The sequence below is a fragment of the Bacillus sp. F56 genome (assembly GCF_001748205.1).
GTDB lineage: Bacteria > Bacillota > Bacilli > Bacillales > Bacillaceae > Bacillus > Bacillus stercoris.
The window spans coordinates 667397-684705 of sequence record NZ_BDFC01000005.1 but is presented as its reverse complement, the minus strand read 5'-3'; the positions used below and the strand labels follow the sequence as shown (position 1 = coordinate 684705).

Here is a 17309-nt window from a genome sequence, read left to right as displayed (position 1 = left end):
TATGGAAATTCTTTGGTTTATACCGACTCATGGAGACGCGAGATATTTAGGATCTCAAAGTGATGGACGGACTGCGGATCATCTTTACTTTAAACAAATCGCGCAGGCGGCAGACAGGCTGGGATATACAGGGGTTCTTCTGCCGACGGGAAGATCGTGCGAGGACCCGTGGCTTACAGCGTCGGCGCTGGCAGGAGAAACAAAGGACTTGAAATTTTTAGTCGCGGTAAGACCTGGTTTAATGCAGCCTTCTTTAGCAGCCAGAATGACATCCACCTTAGACCGCATTTCAGACGGCCGGCTGCTGATCAACGTTGTGGCAGGGGGCGATCCGTATGAGCTGGCAGGTGATGGCCTGTTTATCAGTCATGATGAGCGCTATGAAGCAACAGACGAATTTTTAACCGTTTGGCGAAAACTTTTGCAGGGAGAAACGGTTTCCTATGAAGGAAAGCATATAAAAGTGGAAAACAGCAATCTGCTTTTCCCGCCGCAGCAAGCGCCGCATCCGCCTATCTATTTCGGTGGATCGTCGCAGGCAGGGATTGAAGCTGCCGCAAAGCATACAGACGTGTACTTGACATGGGGGGAGCCGCCTGAACAAGTAAAAGAAAAGATTGAGAGAGTCAAAAAGCAGGCGGAAAAAGAAGGGAGATCTGTCCGGTTTGGCATTAGGCTGCATGTCATTGCCCGTGAAACTGAACAAGAGGCGTGGGAAGCGGCTGAGCGCTTGATCAGCCATTTGGATGATGACACCATTGCCAAAGCGCAGGCTGCTTTAAGCCGTTACGACTCTTCAGGCCAGCAGCGGATGGCCGTTCTTCATCAAGGCGATCGGACGAAGCTTGAAATCAGCCCGAATCTGTGGGCGGGGATCGGCCTGGTCAGAGGAGGGGCAGGAACAGCCCTTGTCGGTGATCCGCAGACTATTGCCGACCGGATAGCGGAGTACCAGGCACTCGGCATAGAATCATTTATATTCTCCGGCTATCCGCATCTAGAAGAAGCGTATTATTTTGCAGAGCTTGTATTTCCACTTTTGCCGTTTGAAAACGATCGGACGAGAAAGCTTCAGAACAAAAGGGGAGAAGCAGTAGGAAACACTTATTTTGTCAAAGAGAAAAATGCATGAGTTTAATTAAAATACAGCCCCCGAATATGGTATGATTTTCAAAAAGGGGGCTGTTTTTCTGAAAACATTGAGAAGCGCAGCAGTCATTTGCCTGATAGCTATGCTGTCGGCATGCGGACATTCAAAACAGATGGAAATCAAAGCAGCGGACATGTCAGATCTTGAAAAAAACAGAATGGATGTTGCAGCTTCACAGGCATTCACTGCTGAAGCCGTCAATATCGGTGAAGGTATTTCCTCAGCTGACATGTACATCGAACATTACCAAAAGGGAAAGCTTGTTGAGACGGTTGGACCAGTTCGTGCAGATTATTCAGAGGAAAAACCTGATACCATACAATTTGTTTATTTTGTGAATGAAGAGGGGGAAGGAAAGGATAAACACACCACCATTCATTTTGGCATTGTGGACAAACAGGGAAATATAGCAGCTGATTCATCGGTGAAACGTGACGATAGCGCAACACAGGAAATGACTCAGAATATTTCATCGCCGGAACCGATTTCTTTCGAGAAGCCTGTTTTGATCGGCAGCAGTATTAGAGGGACTGACGAGACAATGCATACCTCTGAACATAAAAAAGAGCTCATTAAGCATCAAGATGCGTTACTGTATTATGTGAAATTGCATCATTAGAAACGGGCGGCTTCAGGCCGTCTGTTTTACAAAGCGGTATGCTTGATTTTTTAAAGGGAGCATGATACATTTTAAATCGTAATAATTTCGATTTGACAAGGGGGCTATGTGACTTGGCTAAAAAATCAAAAGTGGCAAAAGAGTTAAAACGACAACAGCTTGTTGAACAATACGCTGATATTAGACGCCAGTTGAAGGAAAAAGGAGATTACGAGGCACTCAGCAAGCTGCCAAGAGATTCAGCGCCGGGAAGGCTCCACAATCGCTGCATGGTAACGGGGCGCCCGAGAGGATATATGAGAAAGTTTAAAATGTCCAGAATCGCTTTTAGGGAGCTGGCCTATAAAGGCCAGATTCCCGGTGTGAAAAAAGCAAGCTGGTAAGAAAAAACTCCGGCCGATTACAGTGCGCCGGAGTTTTTTTCGTTTTTCTTGAAAGAGATGACGTAGGAAAGGTGCTGGATGATCATGATGACAAACACAATAATAATAGGGAAAAACGGCATGCGCGATTGAAAAAGCGGATAAAAAATGAGAAGCACCGCAGCGGCAGGCAGCGAGAAGTAGACAGCGATATATGAAGCGCGGCATGCTTTTGCCGTCATCATCTGCTCTCTTTCATCCTGCTCTTCAAATTCATCAGGCAGAAGAAGCTGCTTTCTGGCAGGGCGGCTTTTTTTCTGTAAGTACAAATAAACCGCAGTCGCCGCAATAAACAGAACAAAGGGGGTGAGGTTTAATTCAAACACCGTCCCGCCGCTCTTTGTGCGGAAAAAAGATGCTATGCCTTCCGAGGCTTCAAAGTATGAAATCAGCGTCCAGCATGCAAGGCCAAATAACACCAGTTGAAAAGCTGCTTTTGTTTTCATGCTCATCTTAGTTTTCCTCCTCTAACCAAAAGACATCCTCCATTTTCATGGAGAAGGCTTTGCAAATTTTCAATGCTAACAGCAGTGAGGGAACATAATCGCCTTTTTCAATGGCTGCCACAGTCTGTCTTGTGACGCCGACCGTTTCTCCGAGTTTTTCCTGAGAATAGCCGAAGCGTGCCCTCAGCTCTTTTACTTTATTTTTCATCATGACGTCTGTCCCCTTCACTTTCTTGTTTCATTATATTGTATAGTATACTTAACATTATGTAAATGATACTTAACAACTTTACAAAAAGATAACTTTTTTCGACAAAATTTTTATATTCCCTTGACGAAAAATAAATAAACCTGTAATATAAGAACAGTCAAAGCGGTACTGTTACTGACATTCACAAATGCGGGTGTAGTTTAGTGGTAAAACCTCAGCCTTCCAAGCTGATGTCGTGAGTTCGATTCTCATCACCCGCTCCATACATACGTATTAACGCAGTGTTTCGTTTCTCAGATAAACGAAGTATTGCGTTTTTTTATGTAAAAAAGAACACGTTATTCGTGTTCTTTTACGTAAGCCAATGTACTGTATGGGTGCCGCCGTGAATTTGTTCAAACATTTTCGTTAATGATGATAAGAGTTTAACAGCGCTGCTTTTCTCAATGGATGGCGGAAAAAAAATGATTTGCAGCATATTTTTGGTCTCGTTTGAAACGGGATGTTGATTGAAGCTGTTTTTAAAATCGCCAAAAATGCCGTTTTCATCAGAGAAAAGCAGGATGTTTTCTTTTTCTCCCAATGAGATCCGGACAGACTCATGAAGCTTTCCGGCATCATAAATCATAATGGGCAGAGAATATTTTAAAGCGAAAAAATCGATTGTGTCATGGGCCGAGTCCTTACTTTCCATGAATTGTTCTTTGGATATGGGGATCAGCATGTCCTCCATTGGGGTTGTTTCTCCCTCAAATGAAGGGTTAAGCTGTTTAAAGAGTTCCCGCCATTCCTTGACGAAGGGTTCATCGGGTATACCGCCGTCTGCATAGTCGAAAAACAGGGACTCCTGGAATAGGCGGAGTCTGCCTTTCAGCATTTGCGGTGAGGAGCCGACTTCGATATTCTCATAAATGACAGCTGCTGCATGTAAGCCAGCCGCACGTTCAGTAATAACAGAATCAAGTTTGATATTCACTAGCATTCACTCCAGTTACGTGATATCAACCTATTATAAACGCTGTATCGTTTTATCACAAAGAAAGGAGGCTGTGCAAAACATGAACGTTTATCAGCTCAAAGAAGAATTAATTGAATACGCGAAAAGCATTGGCGTGGACAAGATTGGTTTTACGACCGCTGATACTTTTGACAGTTTAAAAGACCGTTTGATTCTTCAAGAATCACTCGGCTATCTCTCCGGCTTTGAAGAGCCGGATATTGAGAAAAGGGTGACGCCAAAGCTTCTGTTGCCGAAAGCGAAATCAATAGTGGCGATTGCTCTCGCATATCCTTCCAGAATGAAGGATGCGCCAAGAAGCACGAGAACTGAGCGCAGGGGCATTTTTTGCAGAGCCTCCTGGGGCAAAGACTATCATGATGTGCTGAGGGAAAAGCTCGATCTGCTGGAGGAATTTCTAAAAAGCAAGCATGAGGATATCAGAACGAAGTCAATGGTTGATACAGGTGAATTGTCTGATCGCGCCGTTGCAGAACGTGCCGGCATCGGATTCAGCGCGAAAAACTGTATGATCACAACGCCAGAGTATGGCTCTTATGTGTATTTGGCGGAAATGATCACAAATATCCCTTTCGAGCCTGATGTGCCGATTGAAGATATGTGCGGCTCCTGCACGAAATGTTTGGACGCCTGTCCGACGGGAGCACTGGTTAATCCGGGGCAGCTTAATGCGCAGCGCTGCATCTCTTTTCTGACCCAGACAAAAGGATTTTTGCCTGATGAATTCCGGACAAAGATCGGAAACCGCCTGTATGGGTGCGATACGTGCCAAACGGTATGTCCTCTCAATAAAGGGAAGGACTTTCATCTTCATCCGGAAATGGAGCCTGATCCTGAGATTGCCAAACCGTTATTGAAGCCGCTCTTGACCATCAGCAATCGGGAATTTAAGGAGAAATTCGGACATGTCTCAGGTTCTTGGCGCGGGAAAAAACCGATTCAGCGAAACGCCATTCTCGCGCTTGCGCATTTTAAGGATACCTCCGCACTGCCTGAATTGGCGGATCTGATGCACAAGGACCCGCGTCCTGTCATCAGGGGGACAGCCGCATGGGCAATCGGTAAAATCGGAGACACCGTATACATGGAAGAGCTTGAAAAAGCGCTGGAAAAAGAGAAGGATGAAGAGGCAAAGCTGGAAATTGAAAAAGGAATTGAGTTGCTAAAAGCTTCAGGCATGACTAAACAAGGCCTGTCCTGACATACGTATAGAGCAGAAGGAAAAAACACTTGAGATCATCCAAGTGTTTTTTCTCTATAAAAAAGTATGGCGGGTGGGGTGAGCTTGAAGCACATTTTAGAACAATTAGCGGAGGAGCGGCTGGGCTTTCTGGTTAACGGGCATGATATGAGACAGGAGTCTCAAGTCGGAGATCTTAAAGTCATGGAGCGTAAGAAAAAGCTTCTGGAAAAACGTAAAGTTGACATCATAAAAGCGAAAGCAAAGGCCGTAATTAATCATGTGCGGGTTGAGGATGACGGAACGACCTGCCTTTCGTATACCATCCATTACGAATACGTGTGTAAGGAACAGGACGACAGCTTGTATATAGAAGAGCACATAGAGGAGCGAAGGGCTTTCCTTTATGATCACATTTTGATTAGTGATCAGGAAATTGCGAAAAAGCCGGCTGGATTTCATGAAGGGACCAGCATTATTGACTATTCTGAAGAGGAAAGAGAAGCGTTTGGCAGGGCTTTTCAATACGATCGTCTCGGCGCTGTGCAATATGCCGAGAAATTTTGGAACAAGCGCAATCCTGCTTATAAAAATTTCAGCGATAACTGTACCAATTTTATTTCTCAGTGTCTTCATGCGGGAGGCGCGCCAATGCGCGGCCATCCGAACAGAGGATCAGGCTGGTGGATGAAACAAAGCTCATGGAGCTACAGCTGGACGGTGGCTCATTCGATGAAAATGTATTTGTCGAATTCAAAAGCTGGACTGCGTGCGGTGCGGGTGAAATCAGCGGAAGAGCTGATGCCGGGCGATGTGATTTGCTATGACTTCGAAGGAGACGGCCGGTTTAATCATACAACGATTGTCGTGGCAAAGGACAAAGGCAATATGCCGCTTGTTAACGCCCAGACCTATGACAGCCGGATGAGGTATTGGTCATATGAGGATTCAACGGCATACACGCCGTCAATACGATATGCTTTTTTTCATATCGTTGATGATACGACAAAAGAGTAATTAATGTTATAATGATGGGCGGATAAGAAAAACAGAGGTGAACATTGTGGCATTACATGTCGTTTTATATCAACCAGAAATTCCCGCTAACACAGGGAATATTGCGCGTACTTGTGCAGCAACCAATACTACGCTCCACCTGATTCGTCCGCTCGGCTTTTCAACGGATGATAAAATGCTGAAGCGTGCCGGACTCGATTATTGGGAGTTTGTTAATGTTGTGTATCATGATTCGTTAGAGGAATTGTTTGAAGCATATGAAAAAGGCCAATTTTTCTTTATTACGAAATTTGGCCAGCAGCCTCATACATCATTTGATTACACTGATCTTGACGAGGATTATTTCTTTGTGTTCGGAAGAGAAACAAGCGGTTTGCCAAAGGATTTAATTCAAAATAATATGGACCGCTGCCTGCGTCTTCCAATGACAGAGCACGTCAGATCGTTAAACCTGTCCAACACTGCCGCGATTCTCGTTTATGAAGCGCTGCGCCAGCAAAATTACCGTGACTTGAAGTAGTAGTAAATCCGCTCATGATGATGGGCGGATTTTTTTTGGCTGCAAGAAATGCTTAAGAAACAGCTAATTATCAATTCTATTGTGACTACTGTTTAACTGTTTCACTATATTTTCACAGGAGAGATGTCAAGATAACCCCAAAAAGTGTTTTCTAGAAACGTTCGGATAAGTCAAAATATTGTCACATTAATTCCGTTGAAAAAATTGTAATAAATGTATAATATATTTAAATGTATAATATATTTATGTGATTTATTTTTAAGGGGGTAGTGGAAATGCTTGAGGAAGTGTTAACTACAGACCTGCACCTTAGAGAAGCTAAAAAGAAAATTGAATCTTTATGGGCAAACGGGATTGATTTTTCTAAACAAGAGGTAGAGGAAGCGAAAAAAAACAACCGTTTATTACTTTTGGACATGGATTTTACAAGTGAATGCCAATTGCATTGTTACTACTGTGACAGAACACCAGACCGTTTTCAGCAGGAGGGGCGCACAAAATTAACAACTGAAGATCGAAAAAATCTGATTCTGCAAGCAAAAGCTCTTGGAGCACGGACTGTCGAATTCCCTGGATCTGGTGAGCCAATGATAGATGAAGGATTCTGGGAGGTAATGGAATTTGTGTATGAGAACGGTATGACGCCGGTTATCTTTACTAGCGGATGGCATCTTGATGATGCCTCTATAGACAGATTATATAACTTAGGTGCAACTATTTTTCTAAAATACAACTCGACAAGCCATGAAGTTAACGACAAAATTGTGAAAGTTAAAGGATATGGAGCATATGTAGAAACAATACTAAATAAACTTGTAAAAAAAGGATTTACCGAAAGTATACCTACAAGACTTGCTATAGATATTGTAATTGCGCCTCAAAACGAAGATATAGATGATTTAAGCCATATTTATCGATGGTGCAGAAGAAATAATGTTCATCATTATATTTCTACTTTAATACCAGAAGGGCTAGCAGATCGAAAATCCAAGCTTTATGAAAAAAACAGAGCAAAAAAATTTATTGAACATTTTTATCAGATTGATAGGGAGGAGTTTGGGTTAGATTATACTCCTTCGCTGCCAATGGCAGGCGGATATAAATGCAGACAAGTGAATGTGGGATTGTTTGTGAATTTGTATGGAGAAGTTTACGATTGTAATGGCTTAGGTCGTTTTTTAGGACACATAAGAGTGAATACACTTGAAGAAATTTGGAATGCGAAATATGCAAAGCATGTTCGAGAGGAAGAGCAAGAGGGGCACTGTGAAGTTCGCAGCAGGGTTTGGGATGAAACTGAGCTGAAAGGTTTTGACCGTAAATTAGAAGAATATAAAGAGTGGGAAATAAAAAACAATGCTGTGGATGAAGTGCTCTTAAAGGGGCTATATCATAGGGAAAATAAAAACGAACTTGTGAACAGTTCACAAGATAAGTAAATTATAGTGGGAGAAGTTTCTTACAGCTTCTCTCTCCATAGTATATTTTGGTGGTGAAGCTGTGAAATCTAACCGAGCTGCTTGGATTTTAATATGCAGTCAAAGTATATCTATAGCAGGAGACAGTTTACTACTAATTGTTTTGCCTTTATTAGTTTTTGATTTGACTGGATCTGCTTTTGAAGTAAGCGTGGTGTTTATTCTAACGGAATTGCCAAACTTCTTTGGTTTTTTCTCAGGGGTGTTACGTCGATATTTCAGTCCTAAACAATTGGTTATACTTTATGATGCAGGTCGTTTTTTTATCTTGCTATTTCTTACCTTCATGGAGATATATGGATATAATTCCACGTATCTTATCTATTGTATGTTTTTCTTAATCAATATCTTTTCTGCGTTTTTTAGGCCTACAAGAATAGAGTTAATCACTCAATTAGTTGACAAAAGTCAATTGAAGAAATTTAATTCACTTGATCAGACCTTTGAAGCCACAGCGATGGCGATTGGGTTAGGTTTAGGGGGATATGCGTACCACTACCTTTCTCTTGAGTGGATCTTTTTTTGCAACGCTTTGACTTTCTTTGTATCAGGTTTTGTAATGTTAATGATCAAATCAATAAAGTCTACTAAGGATGTATCAGAAAATAATAGTAAGTTCACTCTGTCGTATTTTTGGAAGATGAGTATTCAAGTATCCAAGCAAAAACAAACTTCCTTTTTAGTATTTGGAGAAGCATTAGCAGGAGGCGCTGTTGGGATATTTATTGCTATATTTGTAGTTTATGCTAAGCAATATCTCCAAGTCGATAGTATTACAATCGGTCATATGGAGATGATTCAGTCTATATTTGCAATATGTACAGGCATGTTAATTGCATTGAACTTTATACGTATTTCTGAACGATCGTTAGGAGTATGTGGTTATCTAGGAATGGGAATATGTATGATAGTCATCGGAATAACAACTTCCATTCCTTTAGTGTATCTCTTAATGGCAATATTAGGTTTATTCAACATGATGTATAGCATTGCGGTGCGAACTCTATTGCAAACAAGTGTTCAAAAAGAGGAAGTGATTCATGTGTTTGCTCTAGAATCAATCTTATCAAGATCTGCTTCTATTGTTGGAGCATTGGTCGCTGGAAGCTTAATTAGTCTTTTCTCAATTACTGCAAACTGGGTTATTTTCTATTCGGGTCTAATTCTACTAATTGTCTCTTTATGGGGGTATAGGAACTTATTCTCAAAACAAAATGTATATCATATTGATGGGAACAGAGGTGAAAAAAATGTCTAAACATATCTTATTTATTGAAGCCAGTACGACCGGAGCAGGGGCAAAAGCAAATGATTACGCAAAAAGCCAAGGGTATACAGTAAGTTTGGCTGTTAGAAATCCCAATCAATATTCAGATGATATTTTGAACACAGCTGATAATATTATTGTCTGCAATACTAATAATTATGAAGAACTGATAAACAATGTTCTTTCCCTGAATCAAGAAAAGCAAATTGATGGAATTACCACTACTGCAGATTTCTATGTTCCTCAAGCAGCTCTTGCAGCTGAGACTTTAAAATTGCCCGGAATATCGTTTCAAGCAGCATTAAATGTTCGAAATAAATATAAAATGAGAAAAAAATTAAGTGAATGTTATCCCCACCTGAACCCTGCTTTTCAATTGGTTAAAACAAAACATGAGGCATTGAAAATAGCTAATGAATGGGGATATCCCATTATAGCCAAACCCCAGGATTTAAATGATTCTTTACATGTAAAACTAATTGGCTCAGAAAAAGAACTGCTAAATTATATGGAACATTCGACTTCTTGGATGGTGAATGAATCGGGACAGCCAATTGCGGCAGGAGTATTGTTAGAGGGATACATTACTGGAGGGGAGTACAGTGTCGAAACAATGCAGCATAAAGGAGGGGAGATTCAGTTAATAGGTATTACTAAAAATGTACTTGAAGGAGTGGAAAGAGGGCACTTTGCAGAAGTTGCTGCTTCTTTTCCATCAGATGATGAAGAAACGAAGCCTCTTTTGGATGAAGTGAAAAAAGCTCTGCAATGTCTTGAAATTGACTGTGGAGTTATCCATACGGAGTGTCGCATTGAAAATGGTAATGTGAAAATAATAGAGATAAATCCGAGGCTGATAGGTGATAAAGTAGGGAGTCATGTTATTGAATTGGCTTATGGTATCAGTCCTTTAAAATATGTTGTGGAGATAGCCCTTGGCAGTAATGTTGAATGGCGTCCAAACTTTAAAAAAGCAGGGGCTCTTTATGGATTGTGGGTGAAAGAGAGAGGGGTTTTTGGCGGCATTGAAAATCCTGAAGAAATTCTAAGAAGGAAAGGAGTCGCATTTCTTGAAATAACGGGTGAAATTGGAAGTGTTTATTCGCCTCCAACATCGAATGGAGATATCGTAGGCCATATTATCACACAAGCGAATTCTCCTGAAGAAGCATTAAAGCAGGCTTATGACGCTGCGCAGGTTGCCAAACTAATTGTTAATCACGAATAGGGGACAATACTGATGCGCCATTTTATTTTGATTACTAACGAAATCGAATACTATGCACTTTACCTTAAATCTCTTATCGAACAAAATGAATCAGAATTTTTTCCTGTGCTCACAACTCACCCTGATACAATGGGCTCCTTATTAACGATGCACGGATTCTCTTGGGATATTTATAGAGGTAAAGTTGGTCATGCATACATGGATCTATCCTTAGAACTTTATCAATATATCAAAACGAAGAAGTTCAAAGAGCTTGAATCACTTATATATAAGCTATTCAAACAATTAAAGAAATACCAACTGCCAAAGTCATATGTAGTGGGAGTAGGGAGCGGATCAGTTTTAGCTGGATTAAGGGCCCTGGCTTACGGAAGACAGTTTTTTGCTGTAGATTGTATTCATGATATATCTAATACTTCATTCCCTGAAGGTGCAGAGAGTTTTTATATTGTTTCAGAAGAAGTGGATGATAATGATATTGCTGTGTTACATGATAATTTTGAAAAGTTTCAAGGGAAAAAAAGTATTTTTCTTGATTTAGAAACAGTAAGTTTTGGTTTTTTACATGCAAGAAACTTAGAGATCATGACATTCTTGGATGCTAAACAAAGATATTATCATGCTGAAGCTGAGATATCTCCTCAAGCTCTGTTATGTGACGCTTTTTTAAATGAGCCGCTGACTGTTCCGAAGGATCTTATTGTACCGCCATATAAAGAGTTATCAAAAGAGTTTGTGGAACGCCGTAATCAAGTAGGGATACTAGCGATTACTTCCCATGGAATGAGTGATCTGGTTCATCTTAATAATGACTATATATGTGGCAAAAGTTATTTTTTAAATCATGAGCATCACTTGATAAAAGGACCACTTCCTTCCTGTATGGAAGAAGACGAAGCTTGTTTTTTTAAAAGAGACGGAATCGCATTATCGGCGTACTCCATAAAGGCTCGTCATATATTTATGAATTCGTGCGGCTCACTTAGATTTAAAAATGGTGATTTTGACTCAATTTTTAATATAGCGTATTCGATTTTGGAGGGAAAAGCCGAAAGCTTTATCGGGGCAGTAAGATGGAAAGATGGACACGGAGTAGAGAATCTCTTGTACTTGCGGTTAATAAAAGCAGGATTTTCGCTTGGAGAAATAATCTACCTGTTGAATAAATCTTTATTTTTCAACCAATATGAACCATCCGAAGGGGTTTTTCAATTAATTGGAGATCCTGAAACACGGCCTTATTCAAAACCAGATATTTCACCAATCGAAGAACTAAATTTTGGAAGTAATATGGTGGAGATAAGATCAGGCTTTGGTGTTTTTCAATCTACTTCAGAGGAAGTTATTGAGGCTTATAAAAAGTCTTTGCTTATTGTTAAGGTGAGTGTAAAGAACTTTTTTGTTTCTGTTGTTCTTTCAGATAACTCCAAGATTCTTTATATTTTTATTTATGGATATGAAGAACAGAAAGTTGAAGCCAAGGTTCAAATTATTAATTTCAATGATATTTTTGAATTTATCTCGAGAGCTTATAGGCGAATTGAACAAAATTTATCTCCTTCTCTAGGCCTTGCTAAACTATATCCGAATAAAGTATTGCAAGGACGAAAAAAAAATTTAGATAATCGGCTATTAAATATTTCACGCCTATTTAAAGTTTCGTTTACGGATAACTCTAGTATTCACAAACTATACAAGTCTTGTCATAAGTTTTTAAAAGAAGTTGATCAAATAGACTTTGAAATAGCCGAAGAAATGAAGAACGCACTTGTAAATCATTCTTTTAGATTTTCAGAACATTATCAAAAAAGTTTTCTTCTCCGCCCTGCAGAAACAACCGGTATGTGTTATATATGCGGAGAAGTGTTAGTTGATCGATATTTAGAACATATCATAAAACCATCACTTTATCGGATTGAACGAATATGTACAAACTGTGGCGGAATAGAAGACAAGCCCAGTTCTTTATTAACTTTGCACATTTTATTGAAAGATAAGGTATGCAAAAAAAGTATTGTGAAAGTGAAAATCAAGATTGTCAATGACTCTGAATATGGATACAAGGGATATACATTATTGGCTGTACGTAGAAGTGCAAAATATAATTTCAAAATAGATCATTCTATTCAAAAAATTGATATAAAAGCACGTCAGCATATAGAAAGAGAATTTACAATGGAAATTGGAGACGTTTCTATTCATCAATACAACCTGCAGGCGGCGTTCATCTCAAATACTGATATATTTTTAGCAGCCCGATCTTTTTGGATTCAACATCAGACACTAAATAGGAGTGAATAATAAAATGGAGATTCATAAAACTCGTGTTGTCAACGATCAGACTGTAAAATGGATTTCAGATCATTGGAATTTAGAGAATAAGAAAGGCAATGCTGAGTTTCAATTTTTGAGTATTCCTTTTGATTACGCTGTCAGCCATAGACCAGGTACGAGAATTGGGCCTCAGATGATTATGGATACTTTAAATAGTTACAGTTTATATTGTTCAGATAAACGAGTGTCAATTGAAAATACAAGATTTGTCGATTTAGGTTTTGTAGATATTGTTCATGACATTAAACAATCTTATCAGAATATTGAGCGGGCTGTAAGTGGCATATCAGAAATTGTGACACCGATTTTTTTGGGTGGTGATCATTCGATTACAGATCCGATTATTAGAGGAATGAAAACCAGACTGATAGATCAGAGATTTGGTGTCATTATGTTTGACACTCATTTTGATTTTCGGGAACCGGTTATAGGGAAAGAACATTCAGGACATTGGCTCAAAACCCTTGAAAATTCAATAGATTATGAATCATTAGTGTTGATCGGAATTGGAGCCCCTATTTATTCAGATTATTATATGCGTGAATTAGAAGAAAGAGGTGCTTTGATTAAAACCGTATACGATTTGCGGAGAGAAGGAAGAAGAGCGGTAATAGAGCAGGCTGTCAATCATGTTCTCAAGAAATCTGACGCGATTTATTTTACGATTGATATAGATGTTTTTGATCAAGCTTACGCTCCTGGATGCAGTGTACCTAATCCTAATGGTCTCTTTCCTTATGAGGTCATAGATAGTGTATTTGAGATTTGTTCATCTGTACCAACAGTAGGTATGGATATTGTGGAAGTAAGTCCTTGGCTTGAGGGATCTCAACAATTCACCTCACATATAGCTGCAAACATCATTATAAACTATATAGCTGGGTGTGTGAAAAAAAGTTTTTAAAAAGTTAATTGGTGTCTAATTTCGTATGCACAAAATTCTTAAACTCAGTTGTTTTGGTTAATAGGGATAAACTAGTTACAATTATGAGTGTTATACTGCTGCAGAATTTAATTTCTATGAAGCTTGTTAACTGAGATGCCATAACAGATAAAATGCTTTTAGGGAATTTTCGAAAATTGTATGATGATTATCACAGAGAAGCAGGATAGCGAAAACATTAGATGCAACAACAACTTCTAAACTCAGGAGTGGGGTGGTGTTTAATATAAGCGTTAAAAGTGAAGGAGATGGACGGCTAAAGATCGTCCGCTGTGAGATTTAGGTGAAATTTAGTACTAACTACTTGTCATCAGGCCGCTATATCAATACAAAAAAATGTTATCAGGATGCACTTCCAGCTTGTAGAAAAAATATTTTTCTACAAGCTTTTTTGTTATATAAATTTTGATACATCAATTCACCATCTTCATATTGCGGCATGCTGCTTTGGGGAGAATTTGCTTGTTCACATTCAGTTATCCCCTCAACCCGCAATATCGAAGCCGTTGCAGTTGTTTTGAATCCGCAAAGTTTTTGTGCTTTTTTATTATTATATAGGGATTTTCCTAAATCGGCAGACAAGTGATTTTGTCTGACCTTTTCTTTACGGTCTTCCCATACATGTTGAGTAATGATGTTCTCGTTTTTTTTGAGTCTATGCAGTTCTTAAGCGGGCGGGCATGAGGAACATATTTGGGGATTGATTTATTATGAACGATAGCCCTTTGCGATCAGTTGTTTTTAGTGCGTAAGTGTTAGCTAGTTTGACAAATGTATTGTCTTTTTTCACTGTTCATCTAAGGGCTATGACGCCAAAAATATAGCTTTATAGATATCCACTTTCTGGATCAGTTGTACTGTGGTGGATCTCTTTTTCTTGAGTCTTTATGCTCGATGGCAGTGGCTTTAGGCGAGTGAATCGGTAAATAGGGGGCGCGTTCCTGCCACTATGGCATGATCGAAGGCCTGAAAAGCGGTCAAGTGGGGGGCTACTTTTGTTTTTACTGTAGCCAGTTTTAACTTATTCAAATGACAAAAGGAGTTTAAGTGCTAAATAATTTGTCGAAGCAGATGATTCTCTTCGACAAGTGGGGCGAGGGGAACAAATTTGGCTGCGTTTTGATAAGTATTGCTTGTATGGGTCATGAGAAATACAGTCCTTTTGCAGTCTATCTTTATTTTAATACAGAATGGATTATAAGGTAAAGGCTGTCTAGGCTTTCTGGACAGCCTGAGGATGCTCTTATGAGGAGCACCCTTTTTTATTCTTTTCCAGGCTTGCTATCGTATCCTGCAGTAAAAATTGATACTAAAAAAGTGACAATGACCCCCATCATGATGATTGTTTTCACCGTCTCTCCCCCTCCTCAATTTTTCCGTGCTGTCCGAGTCTGGATGATTCTGTATTTTCTTTATTATGAACGGTCGCAGTCGGCCTTGTCAACGATGTATAAGTATCTTTATTTTTAAGAAACCAAAGCATGTATCACGAGTTGGCGGCATAGATTGTAACAAAGTACCTTATTTGCATAGTGTATCAAACATGATAGAGGAGGTCCTTATGGATATATTAAAGAAAATTGAACAGTACAGAGAGGAAGAGCAGCGGCTGAAATGGGAAGGAACTTTCGCCGATTATTTGGAGATTATTAAAGAAAATCCGATGGTCGCGCAATCTGCTCATTCTCGAGTTTTTAATATGATAAAAGACAGCGGGATAGAGGAGATTGACGGACGCAAGAAGTACAGTTTTTTTGACCGTGAGCTGTTTGGGCTTGAAGAATCTCTGGAGCGTCTTGTGGAAGAGTATTTTCATCCGGCTGCCAAACGTCTAGATGTCAGAAAGCGGATTCTATTGTTGATGGGACCTGTGAGCGGCGGTAAATCCACGTTGGTCACGATGCTTAAAAAAGGTCTCGAAGCATACACGCTGACAGATAATGGCGCTGTATATGCGATTAAAGGCTGCCCGATGCACGAGGACCCTCTACATTTAATCCCCCACCATTTACGTGATGACTTTTACAGAGAATACGGTATTAGAATAGAGGGGAGTCTTTCTCCTTTAAATGTCATGAGGCTGGAGGAAGAGTACGGAGGAAGAATTGAGGATGTGAAGGTGGAGCGCATCTTCTTTTCAGAAGATAAGCGTACGGGAATTGGAACATTCAGTCCATCTGACCCAAAATCTCAGGATATTGCCGATTTGACCGGGAGTATTGATTTCTCAACAATCGCCGAGTACGGTTCGGAATCAGATCCGCGCGCTTACCGGTTTGACGGAGAGCTGAATAAAGCGAACCGCGGGATGATGGAGTTTCAGGAGATGCTGAAATGTGATGAGAAATTTCTCTGGCATTTGCTTTCATTGACACAGGAAGGGAATTTTAAAGCGGGGCGGTTTGCGTTAATTTCTGCTGATGAGCTGATCGTGGCGCACACGAATGAAACGGAGTATCGCTCATTCATTTCTAATAAGAAGAATGAAGCCCTGCACTCGAGAATCATCGTGATGCCGGTTCCTTATAATTTAAAAGTGTCTGAGGAAGAGAGAATTTATGAAAAAATGATCGCAGAGAGCGATGTGTCGGATGTTCATATTGCCCCTCATACTTTGAAGGTCGCCGCGATGTTCTCAATCCTTACCCGGTTAAAAGAGCCAAAGCGGTCGGATATTGATCTGGTCAAGAAAATGAGACTGTATGATGGAGAAAGTGTGGAAGGATATAATTCCGTCGACGTTGAGGATATGAAAAAAGAATATAATGATGAAGGAATGAGCGGCATTGATCCGCGGTACGTGATCAACCGGATTTCTTCAACGATTATCAGAAAAAATATGGAGTCAATTAATTCTCTCGATGTCCTTCGTTCCTTAAAAGAAGGCCTTGATCAGCATCCATCAATTTCAAGCGAGGACAGGGAGCGGTATTTGAATTTTATTTCTGCCGCCCGCAAGGAATATGACGACATTGCGAAAAAGGAAGTCCAAAAAGCGTTTGTGTATTCGTATGAAGAATCAGCAAAAACACTTATGGACAATTACCTCGATAACGTAGAGGCCTATTGCAATAAAAATAAGCTTCGTGATCCTTTGACAGGAGAAGAAATGAACCCTGACGAAAAGCTAATGAGATCCATCGAGGAGCAGATCGGCATTTCGGAAAACGCCAAAAAAGCGTTCCGCGAAGAAATTTTAATCCGCATCTCGGCCTATGCGAGAAAAGGCAAGCGGTTTGATTACAATTCCCATGAAAGACTGCGTGAAGCAATTCAGAAAAAGCTGTTTGCTGATCTGAAGGATGTCGTTAAAATTACGACTTCAACAAAAACGCCGGATGAGCAGCAGCTGAAAAAGGTAAATGAAGTCGTGGCCCGTTTAATTGATGAGCACGGCTACAACTCGACGAGCGCCAATGAGCTGCTGAAATATGTCGGCAGCCTGCTGAACCGATAAGCAACGTGACCCGTCCGAA

16 protein-coding genes and 1 tRNA gene are annotated in these 17309 nt (G+C 40.2%); 13 read left to right on the top strand and 4 right to left on the bottom strand.

The features are described 5' to 3' along the window. Position 1 precedes the first annotated feature (1 nt). The 3 genes from ssuD to rpsN all read left to right on the top strand — a co-directional run bounded on the left by ssuD (position 2) and on the right by rpsN (position 2152). Positions 2 to 1132, top strand: a complete 1131-nt coding sequence (gene ssuD / locus BFW96_RS08150) for an FMNH2-dependent alkanesulfonate monooxygenase (protein WP_069839151.1) — start codon at positions 2 to 4, stop codon at positions 1130 to 1132. 100 nt (positions 1133 to 1232) lie between these two features. Next, positions 1233 to 1769, top strand: a complete 537-nt coding sequence (locus tag BFW96_RS08145) for a hypothetical protein (protein ID WP_069839168.1) — start codon at positions 1233 to 1235, stop codon at positions 1767 to 1769. Between the two features lie 113 nt (positions 1770 to 1882). Continuing rightward, positions 1883 to 2152 (top strand): 30S ribosomal protein S14, encoded by a 270-nt coding sequence (gene rpsN / locus BFW96_RS08140; RefSeq protein WP_069839150.1) that lies wholly within the window; start codon positions 1883 to 1885, stop codon positions 2150 to 2152. 17 nt (positions 2153 to 2169) lie between these two features. On the opposite strand, the gene BFW96_RS08135 is transcribed toward rpsN, so the two are convergent. Both BFW96_RS08135 and BFW96_RS08130 read right to left on the bottom strand, forming a co-directional pair. Beyond that, on the bottom strand, positions 2170 to 2643 hold the full coding sequence (locus BFW96_RS08135) for a hypothetical protein (RefSeq protein WP_069839149.1): 474 nt from the start codon (positions 2641 to 2643) through the stop codon (positions 2170 to 2172). Between the two features lies 1 nt (position 2644). Further along, the gene (locus BFW96_RS08130) at positions 2645 to 2845 is read right to left on the bottom strand and encodes a helix-turn-helix transcriptional regulator (protein ID WP_009966860.1); all 201 of its coding nucleotides are present in this window, start codon (positions 2843 to 2845) and stop codon (positions 2645 to 2647) included. A gap of 192 nt (positions 2846 to 3037) precedes the next feature. Between BFW96_RS08130 and BFW96_RS08125 the strand changes: the two genes are divergently transcribed. After that, a tRNA-Gly gene (locus BFW96_RS08125) sits at positions 3038 to 3111 on the top strand. Positions 3112 to 3200: 89 nt separating this feature from the next. Here the strand turns inward: BFW96_RS08125 and BFW96_RS08120 are convergent. Next, positions 3201 to 3824 carry a B3/B4 domain-containing protein gene (locus tag BFW96_RS08120; RefSeq protein WP_040083647.1) on the bottom strand — a complete coding sequence of 208 codons (624 nt, stop codon included), beginning with the start codon at positions 3822 to 3824 and terminating at the stop codon, positions 3201 to 3203. Positions 3825 to 3906: 82 nt separating this feature from the next. Here BFW96_RS08120 and queG point away from each other — a divergent pair, with 82 nt between their 5' ends. The 8 genes from queG (at position 3907) to BFW96_RS08080 (ending at position 13794) form a co-directional block, all read left to right on the top strand. Then, positions 3907 to 5067: a tRNA epoxyqueuosine(34) reductase QueG gene (gene queG / locus BFW96_RS08115; RefSeq protein ID WP_040083646.1), complete on the top strand. Its 1161-nt coding sequence runs from the start codon at positions 3907 to 3909 to the stop codon at positions 5065 to 5067. 66 nt (positions 5068 to 5133) lie between these two features. After that, the gene (locus BFW96_RS08110; protein ID WP_083252829.1) at positions 5134 to 6063 is read left to right on the top strand and encodes an amidase domain-containing protein; all 930 of its coding nucleotides are present in this window, start codon (positions 5134 to 5136) and stop codon (positions 6061 to 6063) included. 37 nt (positions 6064 to 6100) lie between these two features. After that, entirely contained in the window at positions 6101 to 6583 is a 483-nt protein-coding gene (gene trmL / locus BFW96_RS08105) for a tRNA (uridine(34)/cytosine(34)/5-carboxymethylaminomethyluridine(34)-2'-O)-methyltransferase TrmL (RefSeq protein WP_003233442.1), read from the top strand. Between the two features lie 275 nt (positions 6584 to 6858). Further along, positions 6859 to 8022: a radical SAM protein gene (locus BFW96_RS08100; protein ID WP_052245544.1), complete on the top strand. Its 1164-nt coding sequence runs from the start codon at positions 6859 to 6861 to the stop codon at positions 8020 to 8022. Between the two features lie 61 nt (positions 8023 to 8083). Next, a complete protein-coding gene (locus BFW96_RS08095; protein ID WP_069839147.1) occupies positions 8084 to 9319 on the top strand; it encodes an MFS transporter in 1236 nt (411 codons plus the stop codon). Then, a complete protein-coding gene (locus BFW96_RS08090; protein ID WP_069839146.1) occupies positions 9312 to 10556 on the top strand; it encodes an ATP-grasp domain-containing protein in 1245 nt (414 codons plus the stop codon). The genes BFW96_RS08095 and BFW96_RS08090 overlap by 8 nt, the downstream gene beginning before the upstream one ends. A gap of 12 nt (positions 10557 to 10568) precedes the next feature. Further along, positions 10569 to 12857 (top strand): hypothetical protein, encoded by a 2289-nt coding sequence (locus BFW96_RS08085; protein ID WP_069839145.1) that lies wholly within the window; start codon positions 10569 to 10571, stop codon positions 12855 to 12857. A 4-nt stretch (positions 12858 to 12861) separates the two neighbouring features. Continuing rightward, positions 12862 to 13794 (top strand): agmatinase family protein, encoded by a 933-nt coding sequence (locus tag BFW96_RS08080; RefSeq protein WP_069839144.1) that lies wholly within the window; start codon positions 12862 to 12864, stop codon positions 13792 to 13794. Positions 13795 to 14175: 381 nt separating this feature from the next. On the opposite strand, the gene BFW96_RS21435 is transcribed toward BFW96_RS08080, so the two are convergent. After that, on the bottom strand, positions 14176 to 14415 hold the full coding sequence (locus BFW96_RS21435) for a hypothetical protein (protein WP_139123528.1): 240 nt from the start codon (positions 14413 to 14415) through the stop codon (positions 14176 to 14178). A gap of 979 nt (positions 14416 to 15394) precedes the next feature. Here BFW96_RS21435 and prkA point away from each other — a divergent pair. Beyond that, positions 15395 to 17290 carry a serine/threonine protein kinase PrkA gene (gene prkA / locus BFW96_RS08075; protein WP_003224051.1) on the top strand — a complete coding sequence of 632 codons (1896 nt, stop codon included), beginning with the start codon at positions 15395 to 15397 and terminating at the stop codon, positions 17288 to 17290. The last annotated feature ends 19 nt before the right edge of the window (positions 17291 to 17309 follow it).

What these genes read in the sequence shown, in the direction of transcription:
- BFW96_RS08090 (WP_069839146.1), top strand. Translation starts at nt 9,312, where the DNA reads ATGTCTAAACATATCTTATTTATTGAAGCCAGTACGACCGGAGCAGGG.
- queG (WP_040083646.1), top strand. Translation starts at nt 3,907, where the DNA reads ATGAACGTTTATCAGCTCAAAGAAGAATTAATTGAATACGCGAAAAGC.
- BFW96_RS08100 (WP_052245544.1), top strand. Translation starts at nt 6,859, where the DNA reads ATGCTTGAGGAAGTGTTAACTACAGACCTGCACCTTAGAGAAGCTAAA.
- BFW96_RS08145 (WP_069839168.1), top strand. Translation starts at nt 1,233, where the DNA reads ATGCTGTCGGCATGCGGACATTCAAAACAGATGGAAATCAAAGCAGCG.
- BFW96_RS08110 (WP_083252829.1), top strand. Translation starts at nt 5,134, where the DNA reads ATGGCGGGTGGGGTGAGCTTGAAGCACATTTTAGAACAATTAGCGGAG.
- ssuD (WP_069839151.1), top strand. Translation starts at nt 2, where the DNA reads ATGGAAATTCTTTGGTTTATACCGACTCATGGAGACGCGAGATATTTA.
- BFW96_RS08080 (WP_069839144.1), top strand. Translation starts at nt 12,862, where the DNA reads ATGGAGATTCATAAAACTCGTGTTGTCAACGATCAGACTGTAAAATGG.
- BFW96_RS08135 (WP_069839149.1), bottom strand. Translation starts at nt 2,643, where the DNA reads ATGAGCATGAAAACAAAAGCAGCTTTTCAACTGGTGTTATTTGGCCTT.
- BFW96_RS08130 (WP_009966860.1), bottom strand. Translation starts at nt 2,845, where the DNA reads ATGAAAAATAAAGTAAAAGAGCTGAGGGCACGCTTCGGCTATTCTCAG.
- prkA (WP_003224051.1), top strand. Translation starts at nt 15,395, where the DNA reads ATGGATATATTAAAGAAAATTGAACAGTACAGAGAGGAAGAGCAGCGG.
- BFW96_RS08085 (WP_069839145.1), top strand. Translation starts at nt 10,569, where the DNA reads ATGCGCCATTTTATTTTGATTACTAACGAAATCGAATACTATGCACTT.